A 16,217-nucleotide genomic window follows, 5' to 3' on the forward strand; every position below is an offset into this window, starting at 1 on the left:
GGCTTAGGCCCCTTGTTGCATTGCGGAGCAGGTTTAACGGCCGCCTTTGGGTTGGTTTTTTGCCTGTTCGAGGGCGATCGCTTTCATATTTTCCAATTCGTTGCGATTGGCCGCCCCTTCAATCGCCTTCACCGCCAAGTCTTGCACCTGTTTCTGGGCCGCGACCAACTGAGCCGTCAGAGCTTGAATCCGCTCGGTTTGGGATTGGATCGTCGTCTCCAACGCCCCAATGCGCAGGGTGTAGTTGCGTCGCTCCCCTTCGATTTCTTTTTGGCGGAGATCAGCCCGCACCTTCGCGTTATAAGTGCCAATTTTCCGGCCATTTTCCTGGCCATTTTTCTTGCTTTTCTCCAGTTCAGCGGGGAAAGCCTCGACCTTTGCCTTGGCTTCGGCGTGGGCGCGTTCTTGGTCGGCGATCGCTTTCTCCCGCTCCTCCCAGGTTTTTTGCTGGGCTTGGAGGGCTTCAGTTAACGCCAGTTCCCGCGCTTGGCAAGCCTGTTGATAGGTTTCAAGATCTAAGGTGCGTTCGAGTTGGAGGGCGTAGCGATATTCTTGCTGATCGCGATCGCGGGTTTTACGGGCTGTTTCATTACGATCTTTAAGCTGGCGTTGATGCTCTTCCTGTTCCTTTTGCCACGCCTGACAGAGAGCCACAAATTCTTGCTCAAGGGTTTCTTGGCGATCGCGAAATTCCGCCGCCAGGGTTTTTTCTTGTTCGTCGTAGGTGGTCAATAATGTCTCTAACGTGGTGTCATCCACATCAGTTAAATCGTGCAAGGTAGCCAGTTGCGATCGCCGCTCAGCAATATCATCCTGCAACATCGCCAACTGATTCGCCTCATTCAGCAATTGCTCCGATAAATGACTCACCGAGCGACTAAACCCCACCTGCACATCCTGTAAGTTTTTGATCGTTTTTTCAATGGTCGAAGGGGTATTCTGCACCTTAGAAATCTGCTCCGGTGCTTTGGCCGGACTCGCCACCACGGGCGATTTGGCCTGCGCCTTCGCCGCCACCTGTTGCGATCGCTTCAACTCCTCCGCCAGCGCCGCCTTTTCCTGTTGCAATTCTTTAAACGCCGCCAAAATCTCAGCTTTCGTATTTTTCCCATTCACAGCACGAGCCATAATCATTCTCTCCAAATAATGAATATCTAGGGGCAAAAAATGCCCATGAACCAATCGTCAAAAACAGGTCAATTTCTAACTAAATGCCTGCGTTGCCAAGGCTTGAGCTTGTTGATTAATGGTTTGTAACTGCGCCATCAAGTCGGCAATTTGTTCATTTTGGCGAGCGATCGTGGTTTCTAAGGACGTGAGTTGTAATTCATAGCCCTGCTGTTCCGCTGTCCATTCTTTTTCGAGTAAATCGGATTGCACTTTAGCCGTGCGTTCAGCCTCTTTAATCGCTTCAACTTTAGCCTCCTGCTCGGCGGTTTTTAAGCGTTCTTCGTAGCCGGCAATTTCTGCCTGTTGGGTGGCGAAGGTGGGCGCATTGGCGGTTAAAATCGCTTCCCGTGCGGCCCAATCTTTGCCGTTCGCCGCAGTTTGATCGGCAATATCCCGCTCCTGTTGGCGTTGACGTTCGTTAAATGCATCGAGGGCCACTTGGCGATCGCGCTCCAACTCATAGGTGTAGTCCGCTTCGGCTTGGCTCCGTTCGGCCAGAATCCGGGCCTGTTGTTCCTGCTGCTGCTGCTCAAACTCCGCCGCCTCACGCTGCCATTCCTTGCGCGTCTGCACCTGTTCCGCCTGCACCTTGTCCTGCTGCGCTTGGATTTGGGTGGCCAGTTGGGTGAGTTGGGCTTGATGTCCCTGACGCAGGAGATACAGCGCATCGGCCACCAATCGTACATTTTGCAAGTCAGCCCGCTGCGTCGTGGCAACCGCGATCGCTGTTCGGATCGTGGCGAGTTTAGCCGCTTCCGACCCCAGGCGATCCGCCAGGGCCGTAATCGATGCGCCAAACTCCAGTTGTAAGGTTGCCGTACCGTTAACGATCGCATCCGTGGTGTAGGTTGCTGCCTGGGTTAACAGGGCTTGATTATTGGCTTTTTCGGCTTCTTCCTCTTTTGTGGCCAGGGGAGAGGGAGACTGTTTTTGTTGTTGGCGGAGCGCTTGAAAGTCTTTCAGGATCTGGGCTTTGTCGGTGGGAGGGGCGACACTCATAGATTGAATTTTAAATCAACTTTCCTCTAGTCTAACCGTTGGTTGAAGATTACGTCAAGAGATTTTATACTGAAGTCATAGATCACCCCTCACGACCACAACCGCCCATGATAAACAAGAAATTTGGTCACCTAATTCGCCAAACCCGCAAAATCAAAGGCTACAGTCAACGGGAACTCGCCACCTTAATCAAAATCGACTTTACCTATCTCTCGAAGCTCGAAAACAACCGCGCCGAATACGCCCCCAAAGAAGACGTGATTCGCGGCCTTGCCCAAAAACTCGACCTTGATCCTGAAGAACTGATCTTCCTCGCCGGGCGCGTTCCCCAACAACAGGAAGACCTCCTCAGCAAGCATTACAAGGATATGCCGATGCTGTTCCGCCGCATTCGCAGCAACCCCGAATTTGCCCGGCAACTGTTCCAAGAGGCTGAAGAGTTGGAGTCTTAGAGTTGGAGTGTTAAAGACTGCGTCATGATTCGTCCGTTTCGTTTTTTGTCCAAGCATGAGATTGAATGCCGGGCCCTGGATGTCTTGACGGCGATGGGGTTGACGGTGCAGGATTTCCCCCTTGATAGCAGTGTGGTGGCGGAATTTTTGGGCTTAGATGTGGTGTGGGATGTGATTCCCGATGATGGTCGGGGGTTGATTGCGGCGCGGATTTTGCCCTTGGAGCGGTTGATTGAGATGAATGAATCGTTGCCATCGTTACAGGGGGGGCTGGGGGAATCGACCCTGGCCCATGAGATTGGCCATTGGGTGCTGCATTTGGATCAAGGAGCGATCGCCCGCGCCGAACGCCTCGCCCAACGGGGTCTTCACCTCAAGATTTCCCCCTTTCTCTGCCGTAATGCCACCGAAGCCGAGGGCATTGAATGGCAAGCGCAATATTTCGCCACTTGTTTATTAATGCCGCGTTTTGTGATGGAGGCGCGATCGCACCCCCAAGACGTGCAGGATTGGCGATCGCTCTACCAGTTCGCCGACAATATGGGCGTGACCATCTCCAACCTGATCCACCGCTTGAAAGATCTCGGCTGGATCACCGATGTGCCAGAATCGACCCAAACCCCTATTTTGAAACAATCATGACGAATCCTTGGCGTGGCTTTACCAATCAACCCTGGCTGGAACTGGCGAAGATTGCCGGTGTGACGCTCTTGGCGGTGATTGCGATCGAGTGGTTTATGGCCGGCTTAATCAGCCTGCAAAATACCGTGATTAACAGCTTTTTTATGGCGTTATTGAACCCGCCCCTAGGGTTCCTTGTGCCCTTCCTCGCGGTGTTCGGCATCGGTGTATTGGGGGTCTATTTTAGTGAACGGTGGCGACAACCCCTCTATCTCAATTCCGGGACGCTTTGGGCGTTGGTGCTCTGTTTGGTGGTGGCGTTGGGGCTGAAAAGTCTGTTGCCCTTGCCGATCTTTCAAATCACCCAATTGTCTCAACCGGCTTTGATCATGATTTTGCTCGGTGTGTTTGTTAAAGGCCGCCCCTATTGGTAACGGGAGAAAAATCTCCTCAAGGCGCGTCTACGGTGAAATCAATACAGGGACAGGATCATGATCAAAGCAGTCTTGGGGGGCATTGGGCTAGGACTTTTGGCGCTGGGGTGGCTCGGAACGCCGCCCGCGCTGGCGACCTCAGATTGTCAGCGGATTCGGGAAATTCGCGCGATCGCAATTCTCATCGGTCGTGATAGCCATGAATTAGCGCGTTTAGAAGCTGAAGCCTGTGGCCGGGGGCGTGTCTATCGACGGGAACGGCGCGATCGCCTCTCCGATGAATGCGTCGAACTCAGCACCATCGCCCAACTCGCCCAAGCCGCCGAAGGCCGCAGCCCCCTCGCCAATGCCGTCAACGGAGAACGCCAAGTAGCCTGCTTTTTCCCCACCCAAACCCGGCGCAGCTTCTGGCGTTACGCCAACGGCCAACTCGTGCAGCAAGGCTCAATCTGGTACTATCCCAACGGTCAACAGGCCAAATTCGGCCAACAGTGGTATTATCCCGACGGTCAAGCCGCCACATTTGGCTCAACCTGGAACTATCCCAACGGCGCAAGGGCAGTGTGGAGCAATCAATGGTACAGCCCCAACCAAACCCGCACAGACTTGCGATCGCTCCTCAGTGCCGCCTGTAGCCGCGTCAGCACCGACACCTGCGAAACGGCTTTAGAGGCGATCGCCACCCACCCCGAACCCCTCGCCCAAGTCACCGCCCTCAGCCTAATCTGGCAAACCGTCCGTTAATCGCGTGGCGCACAAAAAACCCAGCGTTGCGGCTGGGTTTGGTAGAACGTGAATTGTAGAGAGACAAAGGCAAGGTTTAGGCGATGCTGAGGCGACCCCGGTGAACGGAACGGAGGATGCGGTCAATGGCGCGGCGTTCGTCGTCTTCAATGGTGTCGTCGAGGATGGCAGCAAGGAGACCGTAGCGATCGCTCTTTGTGAGGGTTTTGGTTTCAGCCGCGTCAGCGAGGATAGCGGAGATGGAGCCGGGGAGGAGTTGGAGTTGGGGCATGGGTCTTGGGGTGTCTCTCTACAATTACTAGTATCCCGGTTTTGCGAGATATCTTCGGTGATAGGGTCACACCCCTCGTTGTGAACCTGCATACCTGCGGGACTGATGACGGTAACAGGAAAAGAGCGATCGCGCCCTGATTAAATCGTGATCTAGATCACGATTCGACCGCAGCAGAAACCCCACCGCCCTATTTCACATCCAATAAACCCTGTTCCTTTAACTTAGGATTGAAGCGAATTTGCATCGTCACGCCCCTCTGTTCCAACTGGCTCAGAATGTCCGCTTCTACTCGTCGCGCCACTGTTTTGAGCAGCTTGATTTGATCGCGCTCTTCTTGTTTAGAGAAACGCTCTTGCTCCTCAGGGGTCATCGCTCCCTTGGTATCGATGGGATTATGCCAGCGTTCTGACTCGTGATCATTACCGGGGGGAATGGTGCCATTTTCCGTGATCCAGGCTTGGCGAATATCTTCTAGAATCGTGCGACTGGGACGGTTGATCATGAAGCCTTTGAGCCAGTGACATTGCTCCGGGCACCGGACAAGATGTTGACGGAGACTCAGATAAATATCGCGGGAATAGTCTACGAGTTGTAGGACATTATCGGCGTCAAAAATGGCATAGACACCAATTTTTTGCTGCCATTCGTTGGCAATTTCGCCCCTTTCAAGGTAGGGCATGTAGTCAAGGCTGGTCAGGGTGGGAAGTTCTGAAGTCATGGGCAAGCAACGGGTAACCTGTTGATTTTGGCATAGTGCCTTGCATTCTAGGCCTGTTCGTGGGTTGATAGCATGTTGAGATCTGCTATCAAATACACTTGTGAACTCTTCTGCTGCGCCTCCGGATGCTCCGCCCCTCATGCCGTTGTCCCCATGGGTGTTTAATCTGGGCGTGCCGCTGGGGTTTGGCGCGATCGCGCTTCTCCTGATGCCGCTAGCGACGATGTTTCAGTTCGATTCCGATGAAGGCCAAGAGATGGTCAAAGCGTTGCTCTATAACCAAGGCTATCCCCTCAGCACGATTTGGAGTGATCAACCGCCGTTGTTAACGGTGACGTTGGCGGCGTGGCTCCGGGTGTGGGGAGATTCGATTATGGCGGGGCGATCGCTCATTCTCGGTTTTTCGATGGTGTTGGTGTGGGCCTTTGCGCAAGTGTTGCGGCGGGCGGTGGGCGATCGCTTTGCCCTGCTGGGGACGGGGTTGTTAATCCTGACGGCGAATTTTCTGCGGTTGAGTGTGTCGGTGATGATTGGGATGCCGTCACTGGCCTGTTTGATCCTGTCGCTCTATGCGATCGTGCGCTATCACGAGTCGCAGCGTTGGTACTGGGTGGCGATCGCCGGTCTCACCGCCGCCCTATCCTTGCAATACAAAATGTTCACGATTCTGCTCTTACCCCTATGGGGGCTGTATCTCTGGGCTGGCGGGGCTGCATTATCCTGGCAAGCCTGGTGGGAGCACCACCGCTGGGGACGGCTGTTGCTGTGGGGTGGTTGTCTCGGTTTAGCATTTTTAGGATTGGAATGGCTCTGGGGAATGTCGTTAGATGATGCCTTTCTGTTTCATGTCCAAGGGGATTTAAAAGCGGCCTTTGTCCAGGAACATAGCCTGCGGGATGTGGCGCTTTTTTATGCCCAGGAATTAGATCATGTCGGTTTAGCCTGTTTTGGCATCATGGCGCAGGTGAGGCGATCGCGCCGCCAACCGGCCCAACTCAACACCCTACCGCTCCTCTGGCTGCTGTGGGTGACGGTGTTTTTAATCAACCACAAACCGATTTGGTATCACCACGCCCTCCTGATCACTCTGCCTTTGGTGTGGCTCGCCACCCTCGGCCTCAAAATTTGCTGGACAACCCTGCACCAGCGGGCCCAGGGTTGGCAGCAGGTGTCCTGGCCCTGGGTGGCGATCGCCTTTGTCCTCGTTGCCATTCCCGTTAAACTGACGCTCTTACACCTCAACAATCACGACCTGCTCCAACGGGGCGCAGCCTATCGAGGGGCGATCGCGCAACTCCAGGCCGAACAACCCGCCCCCGATGCCTGGTTTTTCACCGACATCCCCATCTACAGCCTCTACACCCACCGCAACATCCCCCCGGAAATCGCGACCCTCTCCCGCAAACGCATCGCCGCCCAAGACTTCACCGCCGCCCAACTCCGCGACCTGATCGAAACCTACGACCTTCAACAATTCCTGATCGGCCGCTTCCCCATCGTCGAAGATTTTCTCCGCCAACTGTATCCCGATCGCCTCACAACCACTGACTATCCCACCGTTCGGTACTATCACTTGCAGCGCGACCCGTAGGGACATGATTCCCATGCCCTCCCACTGAGGCGCGATCGCGTCGGTTGACTCGTGAAGGGTTTGGAGACCAAACCCCTACGCAATGCCCCGGTTTTGCATGGGAATTAGGTCAGGGCCACCAAGTCTTTGCGAATCGATTTGTCGCTTTCATTCATCGGAGCCGAGAGCGCCTCTTCTAACTCGCTCCGTCCTAAACGCTGTTCCAGAATCGCCATCACCTCGCGGCCAAAATCATTAGGGTTCTGTTGCCAGGCTTGCAAACACACTTCCCCGAAAAACGAGCCGAGGGGTTCCGGGTTCCAAAGCAGTTTCCGCGCTGTCCAGGGCATCATGCTCATCGGGTCATAGTTACGTTTGATAATGCCTTGGTTGAGGGCATAGCCTTCGAGGTGGGTATGGGGTTGGAGGCCAATGAAGAAGATCGCAGGTTCGACCTTATCCGCCCCGAAGATGGCTTCGAGTTCGCGATGGTAGGCGATCGTTTGGCGGATCGTGTCAAAGGTTTCATCGATGACGTTAAATGAGTAGTTCACCGAAACCATATCTTGAAATCCCGCCGCTTTGAGGTCGCGGCAGTTTTGCAACACGGTGCGGAGGTTGTAGCCCATGCGCATTTTGCGCACGAGTTCCTGAGAGCCGCTGGTGATGCCGATTTCAAAGTAGTTCATCCCGGTTTGTACCATCAGATCGCAGAGTTCCGGGGTGAGGTTATCGGCGCGGATGTAGGCGGCCCAATGGATATCGGTCATGCCGGAAGCGACGATTTTTCGGAGCAGTTCAATGGCATCCTCGATGTAGCGGCGGGCGGGGATGAATTGGGCATCGGTGAACCAGAAGTTACGGATGCCGCGTTGATAGAGTTGGCGCATTTCGGCCACTACTTCATCGGCGGGGTTGATCCGCACTTGTTTGCCTTCGACGACGGTGTAGACGCAGTAGCAGCAGTTATGGGGGCAGCCGCGTTTGGTTTGGACACCGATATAGAAGTCGTCGGCTTGGAAATAATATTCAAATTCGGGCCAGATGGTGGCGATGTAGTCGTAGTGGCAGGCGGTTTTTTCGAGGGGGGTGGGGGCTTCGTGGATCATGCGATCGCGCGGTTCCGTTTCCCCGGCGATGTAGCACCGTTCCCCGGCAATGGAATCCCCCCGCAGCAGTTTTTCCAAGAGGGTTTCCCCTTCTCCCACGGAAATGATCGTACCTTTCGGTAACCGGTGCTGCATCTGTTCGTAAAAGACACTGACCGCACCACCGCCCACGACGGTACGAATATTGGCGTTATAGCGTTGGGCCCGTGCCATTCCTCGTTTAATCAAACGGTTGTTGCGCCAGAGTTCGCCGTAATAAGCCAAGGTCACTTTCAAGCCGCCCATCGCCCCCCGCAGCCGCAGCAGCGGATTTTTTGCATAGTAAAATTCAAAAGCAGTTTGCAGGGGATTGCCGCCGCGCCCGCCCACCGGGGCGTAGATTTGGATATCCCGCCAGGAGAAGACGAGCAACGTGGGTTGAAATTCATCAATGACGGCATCGAGGGATTGATCGAACTCCAGCGGGGGAACCGTGCCGAGGTCAAAGATGCGCTGCTCAATGTTCGGGAAACATTTATGCATGTGATCCGCCAAGTACACTACACCGATGGGAAAAATGGGGTTGCAGGGCAGGCGGACGTAGAGAATTTTTTCAGTGGGGTTGAGAGCAGCAGAGTGGGACATAGTAGGGGTGTGAGTTGAGTCCATAGGGGAAAGCATCCTGAGGGTGAATCTGGATCTTTGCTGAATGGGAGAGGGCGATCGCTGAGAATCTTTTACATAACTTAATTTAACGGGTTCGCCCCATCTCTTACAACCTCCCACGGAATCGCTGAATTCCGTAGTACCACGATTGACAGGGGTTCGACGCTATGGGTGAATGAACATAGGGCATTTCTGTCCGTGAAACACTCTGTAACATACATGACTAGACTCGGTGACCAGAAGGTCGTTAGGGGTTCTGCTTGTTTTTTTATTGGTAGTCGTGTTTACAACAACTCTTCAACTGAGAGTGTTAACGTAGAAATGTTAATGAATAGTAAATCTCTATATAGAGGGCCTGAATCGTTATGGCTCAGATTTTTGATCCTGTACCGAGTAGTGTTGATGATCCGACACTCTGTTGTTACGTCAACGCCACCAGCCAAATTCAAATTGCTCGGATTACCAATATTGAAAATTGGTACTTTGAGCGGGTTGTCTTTCCCGGTCAAAGGCTTGTTTTTGAAGCATTGCCTGGCGCACTTTTAGAAATACACACCGGCATGATGGCAAGTGCCATTTTGTCAGACACGATCCCCTGCCATAAATTGCGGGTTCATGCGGAAGACGGCGTGGACGCTCCTCCAGCACCCAATCTTGAAGCGGAAGCGGCTCAAGGTTCTGACCATGCTAGCCATAGTAACGAAGAACCTCTAACGGTTTAACGTTATTGCTGGTCTCATAATTAAAACTGTTTTAAATACTGGATTGAGTCTAATTGCCTTAGTCCAGTTTTTTAATGCAGACTGACCTAAATGATAAGGTGGAGAGTAGTGCGAAACCTGTCACCGGAAAGAGGGTCAATTGTGGATTTACCGTCCTTTTTATGGCTATGGAAGATTGCCGCATGGTCGATGGGGTTGTCCTTGACGGCATATTGCACGCTGGGCCTGAGCGGCCTATGGATGCGATGGGGGCGATCGCATCCAACCGCGCCCCTGTGGTTGCGTCCGCTCCATCTCACGATTGGGATCACACTGGTTCTGTTAGTGCTGCTACTGCTGTCCATCGGCATTGTGGGCACGTTGGGACAGTATGGTTCCCTGGGTCATTCTTGGCATTTGGGGGCGGGGTTGATCGTGGTGGCGCTGGTGTTAAGTTCGGCGGCGACGGGGTTAAATGTGGGACGGCGGCCCTGGGTGCGCCCCTTGCATCTCAGTATTAACGGGGTCTTGTTCGCCGGGTTTCTCTGGGTGTCGTGGACGGGCTGGGCCGTGGTGCAGAAATATTTACCAGGATCAACACTTTAAATGCTGTACTCGACCGAATCGCGGAATCCTGGCCTAGGCTTCTCAGGCTTTGTTAAGATACCTTTACGGTTTATCGTTGTTCACAAACATTATGATGCAAGCAATGTTCGGGGTTACGGTGGTGTTGGGTGAATTGCCTCTTGCGTTTACCGCTGTTTATGTGGTGGGATTTATCGCAGCGGTGGGGATTGGTTCGATCGCTTGGTATAACTCCAAGCGTCCGGCGGGTTGGGAAGGGCGCGATCGCCCTGATTTCGTGCCGAAAGTGAACGAAGAGGACGAAACCGCAGAATAATCCTCCCCTCAACCTCGCAAAGGATAGAGATGTGCTAAATCCTCACCGTTGATCCGATAGGCGGCCCCAAATCCCATCACAAAGCGGCCGCCCTGGGGGGTGAGACACACCAGTTGAAAATCCTCTAAACTCCGTAGGGTTTTGACCATTGCGCCAAACCGCGCCTCAAATTGATCAGCGATCGCCTCCCACTCCGCCGCCTCTCGTTCAATCACTGTGACCGTACAGTCATAGGTCAAGCGGCGACGGGCAAAAATTTGTTGGCATTGGGCTTCATCCTCAAGCCACATCACACTCGCCCGTTGAGTCGTCAGCATGTTTTGAGTATGAATCGCCAGACCACTAATCAACACATACACCTGACGAGCGGCATTGATCACAAACGGCGCATAACTGGCATGGGGGACCCCCGCCCCGCTCACCGTGCTGAGTACCAGGCTTTGGAACTGGTGGGGAAAATCAAGATACAGGCTTTGGGGGTCATCCGGGGAGGTCATCACGACAACAACATTAGAGCAACGGCACAGATCAACGCATCACCCGGCACAGGGCCGGGGGTTATTCCTCAAGTTCGAGTTCATTTTCCTGCCAGACCAACCCCGCATCATCATCTCCCTCGGCATAATCGGGTACGGTGTGGATGATGTAGGGGAGCGATGCACCAGCTAACCCCCGCTGAATCCGTTCGGGCGTACCGGAAAAGACTACAAACAGGGGGTAAACCCGCTCTGCCCCTTCACTGATCACATCTTCATAGCGGTGTGGCATCACCCATTCATAGTCTTTATCGAGGTGTATTTGGGTATTGCGCCACCGCATTAAGAGTTCAGAAAAGTCTTCCTGGGGACGATGGATGAAGACCAAAATTTCCACCCCCATTTTGATTTTCCATTCCGGATCACACATCAAAATGGCCAGGTCACAGTCCAAGATGCGGGCGGTGTTGGGGGTGTATTGGATCGATGATTGATTGGGTTTGGGGTGGCGAATCCGAGCAATGGGCAAGGGCAGGGGAATCACACTGTCGTAGGGTCGCCGCATACTCGGAATCATTTCGAGGTACGGGCGATGCTGTTTGAGGAGTGCGATCGCTGCATCCCGATTGCTATATTCCGCGAGCAGGGTTTCGTAATAATACGATTTCACAGGCATAAAAACTCCATTCAATTAGCCAAGTTCATCAAACACAGCAAACATCGGCAGATACATCGATAAAAGAATCACCCCCACCAAAGCTGCCACCCCTACCATCATGATCGGCTCAATCACACTGGTGAGGGCTTTGACAGACTGTTCGACTTCATCTTCATAAAAGTCAGCGACTTTCATCATCATGGAATCCAATTCCCCGGTTTCTTCACCAATACTGATCATCTGAATCGCCAAGGGGGGAAACACCGCCTCTTCTTCGAGGGCGACGCTAATCATCCCCCCCTGTTGAATTTCGGATTTGGCCCGTTCGATCGCATTGGCTACCACTTGATTGCCTGCCACATCCCGCACAATGTCCATACAGTTCAAAATGGGGACACCGGAACGGGTCAGCGTCCCGAAAATCCGGCAGAAGCGGGCGACGGCGGTTTTGGTGTTCAGGTCACCAACGAGGGGTGCTTTGAGGAAAAAGGCATCAATTTGTAAATGTCCGGCGGGGGTTTTGTAATAGATTTTGTAGGCGGTGGTGATGCCAAAAATAGAACCGAGAAAGACGGGCCAAAACCACCAGTCGTTCGCATCGGGGATGAATAAGTTACTCAAGATCAGCATGATCTGAGTGAGCAGCGGTAGGGTTGTTCCGAGGTCTTCAAAAATGCCCGCAAAAATGGGAATCAAAAAGATCGTCATGGCAAAGAAGACAATCACCGCCAAGGAACCCACCGCCATGGGATAGGTCATGGCGGATTTGATTTGGTTGGTGAGGCGCTGCATGTTTTCGAGCAAGACCGCCAGACGATCGAGAACTTGATCCAGCACCCCACCGGTTTCACCGGCATCCACCATGGCAACATAGAGTTGATCAAAGCATTCGGGATATTTCCGCATTGCTTCGCTGATGCTGACCCCGGCCTGCACGTCGGCACTGATGCCGGTGAGGGCTTTTTTGAGTTTGGGGTTGGGGCATTGGTCTTGCAGGATACTGAGCGATCGCACCATTGCCACCCCAGCATTGATCATCACTGCGAATTGCCGTGAGAAAACCGCTTTGTCTTTGACGGTGACGGAGGTTAATTTTTCCGACAGTTCATTGAGGTCAAACCCCATACCCGATCGCTCAATTTTGCCAATACTGGAATATTGGTTTTGGAGCATCATCCGAGCTTGTTCGGCTGAGGTCGCTTTGACCTTTTCTTTCAGCTTATTGCCTTTAGAATCTTGAACTTCAGCAGTGAACTGGGGCATGGCAGTTAATCCAACTCGCAAGAGTGACAAGGGTAAAATCAACGAAAAAGAAGCGATCGGGTGGGGGTTATCTCCCTAAGAGCCGCTGTAATTCATCAGGCTTGCTGCATTTTCCGGCCGCTTCTTCAAATGTAACCTGTTTATCTTTGACAAACTTGGCGAGGGCTTGCTCCATGGTTTGCATCCCCATTTTCATCCCGGTTTGAATCGAGGAATAGATCATGGAGGTTTTGCCGTCACGGATCAGGTTAGCGATCGCCGGTGTCACGATCATAATTTCCTGGGCCATACAGCGTCCATATTCCCCCGGTTTGGGGTTCGCCTTCGCCACCAAACATTGACTAAACACCGCCAGCAACGATTGCGACATCTGAGCGCGAATTTGGGGCTGCTGTTCCGGGGGGAACACATCCAACAGTCGGTCAATCGTCCCTGCTGCCGAGTTGGTGTGCAGTGTTCCCATCACCAAGTGACCGGTTTCTGCTGCCGATACGGCGAGGGCGATCGTTTCTAAATCCCGCATTTCCCCCACCAAAATAATATCGGGATCTTGGCGGAGTGCCCCTTTCAACGCATTGGAGAAACTTTTGGTATCTTCCCCTTTTTGGCGTTGATGAAAGAGACTTTTGATGTTGGGAAACACATATTCAATCGGGTCTTCCACCGTCAGAATATGCTCAGACCGGGTGCGATTAATCAGGTCAAGCATCGCCGCCATCGTTGTGGTTTTCCCCGATCCGGTTTGGCCCGTGACCAACACCATGCCCCGCGGCCGTTCGGTCATTTCCCGGACAATATCCGGCAGCCCCAACATATCAAAGTTCGGGATTTTAGACGATAGCGCCCGCATACAAGCTGCCCAACACCCCCGCTCTTTGTAGACATTGAGGCGGAACCGGGCTAAGCCTTTCACCCCGTAGGATGAATCTAGCTCCCAGTTTTGCTCAAGCTCCTTGCGTTGCTTGTTGTTGAGCATGCTGAAGATCAGCTTTTGACATTCTTGGGGAGATAGAGGCTCATCTCCAAGGGCAGGTTGAAGGTGCCCACTGATTCGGAAATAGAGGGGAGCACCGGCTTGAATATGGACATCAGAGCCGCCCATTTCAACCAGTTGTTCAAGGACATCTTCGATCATTAATTCCATAGTGGATGCTCCTTAGGCAGTCATTAGATTAAGAGTGTGGGGTACTCCTCACAACGGAGTGTGCCCAGGTGGGAGGATTTTTGTATCCCTTAGTCCGAAAAACGCGGGGTCATGCAGTAGGGACAATCGACCCATTCGGGCTGTAGTTCAGCCGCGCAGGTTGCACAGGTTAGACCACTCTTGCGCTTGGCCTTGAGTTCGGCTTCTAACCCGGCATCGGTGAAGGTGACTCGTTCGACTTCTTCGAGGGTGGTGTGGCCTTCTCTGACCAGGTTGAGGCTGTAGGCTAGCAGGGTTTTCATCCCTTCTTCTACGGCGACTTCTTTGATGCGATCGGTGGAGGCTCCGGCGTTGATCAGGGCTTGGAGATTTTCGGTCATCTTGAGCACTTCATAGACCCCGACCCGGCCTTTATAGCCAATGCCGCCGCATTTTTCGCAACATTTGTTGGCTTTGCGGTCTTCGATCGCGATTGTATTGGCTTTGTAAATGGTGATTTCGCCATCGGCAGCGGCGGTCATTCCATAGCGGGCCAATTCTTCGCGGCTGGGTTCGTAGGGCACGCGGCATTCACTACAGACGCGCCGCATCAGCCGTTGGGCCAGCACACCCAGGAGCGCCCCGGACACCATGAACGGTTCAACGCCCATTTCATCAAGGCGAGCGATCGCCCCTGCCGCGTCGTTCGTGTGCAGCGTTGTTAAGACCAAGTGACCCGTTAGCGCCGCCTCAATCGCCGTTTTCGCCGTTTCCTTATCCCGCGTTTCCCCCACCAGGATCACGTCAGGATCTTGCCGCAGGAACGATCGCAAAATTGACGCAAAATCCATCCCCTTTTCACGGATCACCTGCACCTGCGTAATCCCCGGCAAGGAATACTCAATCGGGTCTTCCGCCGTACTGATATTAATCCCCGGATCATTCCGTTCGGCGAGCACCGAATACAAACTGGTGGATTTCCCCGACCCCGTCGGCCCCGTTACCAAAATCAAGCCAAAGGGGCGACGGGCCATCTCCCGCACCAACTCTAGAGTCTCCTCATCACTAATTAACTTGTCTAACCCCAACTGCGTCGAAGAGTTATCCAAAATCCGCAGCACCACCTTTTCTCCGTACCGACTCGGCAGGGTACTGACCCGGAAGTCAATTTTGCGACCTTGGTACACCTGGCGGATTTTGCCATCCTGGGGCATCCGTTTTTCGGCAATATCCAACTCCGCCATAATTTTGAAACGAGCGGCCACGGCCCCCGCCACCTTTTTCGGAAAGGGCGGGAACGATTGTTGCAACACCCCATCTTTACGGAACCGGACTCGCAGGGTTTCTTCTTGGGGTTCAACGTGAATATCAGACACCCCATCTTGGAGGGCTTTAATCAAAATCTTTTTCACCAAGTTGACGATGGGAGCGCCATTAATATCATCTTGGCTGAGATCCTCTTCTAGCTCATCGGGGGCTTCTCCAAGGGCATCAAGGTCGCCCACAATGTCGGACACGTCGGCAGCTTTGGCGGCTTCTTGTTCTTTTTCGCGTTTGACTTGCTCATCGAGGTACTGATCAATGAGACGTTGATAGTCTTGTTCGGTAATCACCATCCGCTGAAGCGTAATCCCTCGCAGCACCCGCTTGAGATCATCTTGGGCTTCGAGATCATCGGGGTTGACCATCGCCACGAGGACGGAGGGGGGATCACCCTCACTTTTGCGGAGGGGGACGAGTTTGTGACGACGACAGATATCATCCGGCACCAGGGTTTCGATCAATTCGGCCATCTGGTTATTTTCGATCGCATTCACTTCCGGATCGATCGAATCTACGCCGTACAGAATCTTAAGCTCAAACAGTTGCTGCTTCTTGTACTGGCGTTGTAACTCTGGGGTGAGTTGGCGACCGGTAATCGTTTCAAGCACGTCTGTGAGGGGTCGCCCGGAACGACGGGTTTCCGTGAGCGCCTGTTTCATCTGTTCGCTTTCGATGTAGCCCGCTTGAATTAATTTATTTCCGAAGGGAGAAAAATCATTACGAACAGTGAGGGCCCGAGAGCGCCGGGAGATTCTCGATGAGGATTGGGTCATAGCCGAGTTCCGCTACTGGATGAAGAATGTCGAGGGGCGAGGTGAGTAAGGTTTGGATGTTGACGCAAGGATAACTCACCTATCTTGTTTTCCATTAAACCGTAGATATTCCCTGATCGGTAAATTCTTTGCGTGTCAATTCAGCATTGATGCTGTGGTTTTGTCAATGCGAAATTGGCGTATTTTCCAGGCCAGGATGGTTCTGTGGCGCGGGGAAATTCCAAGAAAATCTTGGGGGTCGGTAGAATAGCACAGAGGCCAAA

At 53.2% G+C, this 16,217-nt stretch carries 18 protein-coding genes; 8 read left to right on the forward strand and 10 right to left on the reverse strand.

The window, feature by feature from the left end:
• Window positions 1-33 precede the first annotated feature (33 nt).
• Both SPI6313_RS15265 and SPI6313_RS15270 read right to left on the reverse strand, forming a co-directional pair.
• Window positions 34-1,128 carry a coiled-coil domain-containing protein gene (locus SPI6313_RS15265; protein ID WP_072623170.1) on the reverse strand — a complete coding sequence of 365 codons (1,095 nt, stop codon included), beginning with the start codon at window positions 1,126-1,128 and terminating at the stop codon, window positions 34-36.
• Window positions 1,129-1,203: 75 nt separating this feature from the next.
• Window positions 1,204-2,169, reverse strand: a complete 966-nt coding sequence (locus SPI6313_RS15270; RefSeq protein ID WP_072621776.1) for a coiled-coil domain-containing protein — start codon at window positions 2,167-2,169, stop codon at window positions 1,204-1,206.
• Between the two features lie 107 nt (window positions 2,170-2,276).
• Between SPI6313_RS15270 and SPI6313_RS15275 the strand changes: the two genes are divergently transcribed.
• Genes SPI6313_RS15275 through SPI6313_RS15290 form a run of 4 tightly spaced genes read left to right on the forward strand, consistent with a single transcriptional unit; the run spans window position 2,277 to window position 4,420 of the window.
• Window positions 2,277-2,621: a helix-turn-helix domain-containing protein gene (locus SPI6313_RS15275; protein WP_245788807.1), complete on the forward strand. Its 345-nt coding sequence runs from the start codon at window positions 2,277-2,279 to the stop codon at window positions 2,619-2,621.
• A 24-nt stretch (window positions 2,622-2,645) separates the two neighbouring features.
• Window positions 2,646-3,263 carry an ImmA/IrrE family metallo-endopeptidase gene (locus SPI6313_RS15280; protein ID WP_072621777.1) on the forward strand — a complete coding sequence of 206 codons (618 nt, stop codon included), beginning with the start codon at window positions 2,646-2,648 and terminating at the stop codon, window positions 3,261-3,263.
• The gene (locus SPI6313_RS15285; RefSeq protein WP_072621778.1) at window positions 3,260-3,676 is read left to right on the forward strand and encodes a hypothetical protein; all 417 of its coding nucleotides are present in this window, start codon (window positions 3,260-3,262) and stop codon (window positions 3,674-3,676) included. Before SPI6313_RS15280 ends, SPI6313_RS15285 begins: the two co-directional genes overlap by 4 nt.
• A 57-nt stretch (window positions 3,677-3,733) precedes the next feature.
• Complete coding sequence (locus tag SPI6313_RS15290) at window positions 3,734-4,420, forward strand: hypothetical protein (protein WP_072621779.1); 687 nt, start codon at window positions 3,734-3,736, stop codon at window positions 4,418-4,420.
• Between the two features lie 76 nt (window positions 4,421-4,496).
• Here the strand turns inward: SPI6313_RS15290 and SPI6313_RS15295 are convergent, their stop codons facing one another.
• Together SPI6313_RS15295 and SPI6313_RS15300 are read right to left on the reverse strand one after the other, a co-directional pair.
• Window positions 4,497-4,691 carry a hypothetical protein gene (locus tag SPI6313_RS15295; protein ID WP_072621780.1) on the reverse strand — a complete coding sequence of 65 codons (195 nt, stop codon included), beginning with the start codon at window positions 4,689-4,691 and terminating at the stop codon, window positions 4,497-4,499.
• 190 nt (window positions 4,692-4,881) lie between these two features.
• Window positions 4,882-5,412 (reverse strand): GIY-YIG nuclease family protein, encoded by a 531-nt coding sequence (locus SPI6313_RS15300; protein ID WP_072621781.1) that lies wholly within the window; start codon window positions 5,410-5,412, stop codon window positions 4,882-4,884.
• Between the two features lie 100 nt (window positions 5,413-5,512).
• On the opposite strand from SPI6313_RS15300, the gene SPI6313_RS15305 reads away from it, so the two are divergent.
• Window positions 5,513-7,003, forward strand: coding sequence for an ArnT family glycosyltransferase (locus SPI6313_RS15305; RefSeq protein WP_139276664.1), 1,491 nt, complete (start codon window positions 5,513-5,515; stop codon window positions 7,001-7,003).
• A 104-nt stretch (window positions 7,004-7,107) separates the two neighbouring features.
• Here SPI6313_RS15305 and SPI6313_RS15310 read toward each other — a convergent pair whose 3' ends face one another.
• On the reverse strand, window positions 7,108-8,715 hold the full coding sequence (locus SPI6313_RS15310) for a photosystem II high light acclimation radical SAM protein (protein WP_072621783.1): 1,608 nt from the start codon (window positions 8,713-8,715) through the stop codon (window positions 7,108-7,110).
• Window positions 8,716-9,101: 386 nt separating this feature from the next.
• Here SPI6313_RS15310 and SPI6313_RS15315 point away from each other — a divergent pair, with 386 nt between their 5' ends.
• The 3 genes from SPI6313_RS15315 to psb35 all read left to right on the forward strand — a co-directional run bounded on the left by SPI6313_RS15315 (window position 9,102) and on the right by psb35 (window position 10,338).
• Window positions 9,102-9,458 (forward strand): DUF1830 domain-containing protein, encoded by a 357-nt coding sequence (locus SPI6313_RS15315; protein ID WP_072621784.1) that lies wholly within the window; start codon window positions 9,102-9,104, stop codon window positions 9,456-9,458.
• Between the two features lie 141 nt (window positions 9,459-9,599).
• The gene (locus tag SPI6313_RS15320; RefSeq protein ID WP_072621785.1) at window positions 9,600-10,043 is read left to right on the forward strand and encodes a DUF4079 domain-containing protein; all 444 of its coding nucleotides are present in this window, start codon (window positions 9,600-9,602) and stop codon (window positions 10,041-10,043) included.
• 94 nt (window positions 10,044-10,137) lie between these two features.
• The gene (gene psb35, locus SPI6313_RS15325; RefSeq protein ID WP_072623172.1) at window positions 10,138-10,338 is read left to right on the forward strand and encodes a photosystem II assembly protein Psb35; all 201 of its coding nucleotides are present in this window, start codon (window positions 10,138-10,140) and stop codon (window positions 10,336-10,338) included.
• An 8-nt stretch (window positions 10,339-10,346) separates the two neighbouring features.
• Here psb35 and SPI6313_RS15330 read toward each other — a convergent pair whose 3' ends face one another.
• The 5 genes from SPI6313_RS15330 to SPI6313_RS15350 form a co-directional block, all read right to left on the reverse strand.
• On the reverse strand, window positions 10,347-10,835 hold the full coding sequence (locus SPI6313_RS15330; protein WP_072621786.1) for a HugZ family pyridoxamine 5'-phosphate oxidase: 489 nt from the start codon (window positions 10,833-10,835) through the stop codon (window positions 10,347-10,349).
• Window positions 10,836-10,896: 61 nt separating this feature from the next.
• The gene (locus SPI6313_RS15335; protein ID WP_072621787.1) at window positions 10,897-11,490 is read right to left on the reverse strand and encodes a hypothetical protein; all 594 of its coding nucleotides are present in this window, start codon (window positions 11,488-11,490) and stop codon (window positions 10,897-10,899) included.
• Between the two features lie 15 nt (window positions 11,491-11,505).
• Window positions 11,506-12,735: a type II secretion system F family protein gene (locus tag SPI6313_RS15340; RefSeq protein WP_072621788.1), complete on the reverse strand. Its 1,230-nt coding sequence runs from the start codon at window positions 12,733-12,735 to the stop codon at window positions 11,506-11,508.
• A 67-nt stretch (window positions 12,736-12,802) separates the two neighbouring features.
• On the reverse strand, window positions 12,803-13,879 hold the full coding sequence (locus SPI6313_RS15345; protein WP_072621789.1) for a type IV pilus twitching motility protein PilT: 1,077 nt from the start codon (window positions 13,877-13,879) through the stop codon (window positions 12,803-12,805).
• An 89-nt stretch (window positions 13,880-13,968) separates the two neighbouring features.
• Complete coding sequence (locus tag SPI6313_RS15350; protein WP_072621790.1) at window positions 13,969-15,954, reverse strand: GspE/PulE family protein; 1,986 nt, start codon at window positions 15,952-15,954, stop codon at window positions 13,969-13,971.
• Window positions 15,955-16,217 lie beyond the last annotated feature (263 nt).

The sequence above is a fragment of the Spirulina major PCC 6313 genome (assembly GCF_001890765.1).
Classification (GTDB): Bacteria; Cyanobacteriota; Cyanobacteriia; order Cyanobacteriales; family Spirulinaceae; genus Spirulina; species Spirulina major.

What these genes read in the sequence shown, in the direction of transcription:
- SPI6313_RS15265 (WP_072623170.1), bottom strand. Translation starts at nt 1,128, where the DNA reads ATGGCTCGTGCTGTGAATGGGAAAAATACGAAAGCTGAGATTTTGGCG.
- SPI6313_RS15270 (WP_072621776.1), bottom strand. Translation starts at nt 2,169, where the DNA reads ATGAGTGTCGCCCCTCCCACCGACAAAGCCCAGATCCTGAAAGACTTT.
- SPI6313_RS15275 (WP_245788807.1), top strand. Translation starts at nt 2,277, where the DNA reads ATGATAAACAAGAAATTTGGTCACCTAATTCGCCAAACCCGCAAAATC.
- SPI6313_RS15280 (WP_072621777.1), top strand. Translation starts at nt 2,646, where the DNA reads ATGATTCGTCCGTTTCGTTTTTTGTCCAAGCATGAGATTGAATGCCGG.
- SPI6313_RS15285 (WP_072621778.1), top strand. Translation starts at nt 3,260, where the DNA reads ATGACGAATCCTTGGCGTGGCTTTACCAATCAACCCTGGCTGGAACTG.
- SPI6313_RS15290 (WP_072621779.1), top strand. Translation starts at nt 3,734, where the DNA reads ATGATCAAAGCAGTCTTGGGGGGCATTGGGCTAGGACTTTTGGCGCTG.
- SPI6313_RS15295 (WP_072621780.1), bottom strand. Translation starts at nt 4,691, where the DNA reads ATGCCCCAACTCCAACTCCTCCCCGGCTCCATCTCCGCTATCCTCGCT.
- SPI6313_RS15300 (WP_072621781.1), bottom strand. Translation starts at nt 5,412, where the DNA reads ATGACTTCAGAACTTCCCACCCTGACCAGCCTTGACTACATGCCCTAC.
- SPI6313_RS15310 (WP_072621783.1), bottom strand. Translation starts at nt 8,715, where the DNA reads ATGTCCCACTCTGCTGCTCTCAACCCCACTGAAAAAATTCTCTACGTC.
- SPI6313_RS15315 (WP_072621784.1), top strand. Translation starts at nt 9,102, where the DNA reads ATGGCTCAGATTTTTGATCCTGTACCGAGTAGTGTTGATGATCCGACA.
- psb35 (WP_072623172.1), top strand. Translation starts at nt 10,138, where the DNA reads ATGCAAGCAATGTTCGGGGTTACGGTGGTGTTGGGTGAATTGCCTCTT.
- SPI6313_RS15330 (WP_072621786.1), bottom strand. Translation starts at nt 10,835, where the DNA reads ATGACCTCCCCGGATGACCCCCAAAGCCTGTATCTTGATTTTCCCCAC.
- SPI6313_RS15335 (WP_072621787.1), bottom strand. Translation starts at nt 11,490, where the DNA reads ATGCCTGTGAAATCGTATTATTACGAAACCCTGCTCGCGGAATATAGC.
- SPI6313_RS15340 (WP_072621788.1), bottom strand. Translation starts at nt 12,735, where the DNA reads ATGCCCCAGTTCACTGCTGAAGTTCAAGATTCTAAAGGCAATAAGCTG.
- SPI6313_RS15345 (WP_072621789.1), bottom strand. Translation starts at nt 13,879, where the DNA reads ATGGAATTAATGATCGAAGATGTCCTTGAACAACTGGTTGAAATGGGC.
- SPI6313_RS15350 (WP_072621790.1), bottom strand. Translation starts at nt 15,954, where the DNA reads ATGACCCAATCCTCATCGAGAATCTCCCGGCGCTCTCGGGCCCTCACT.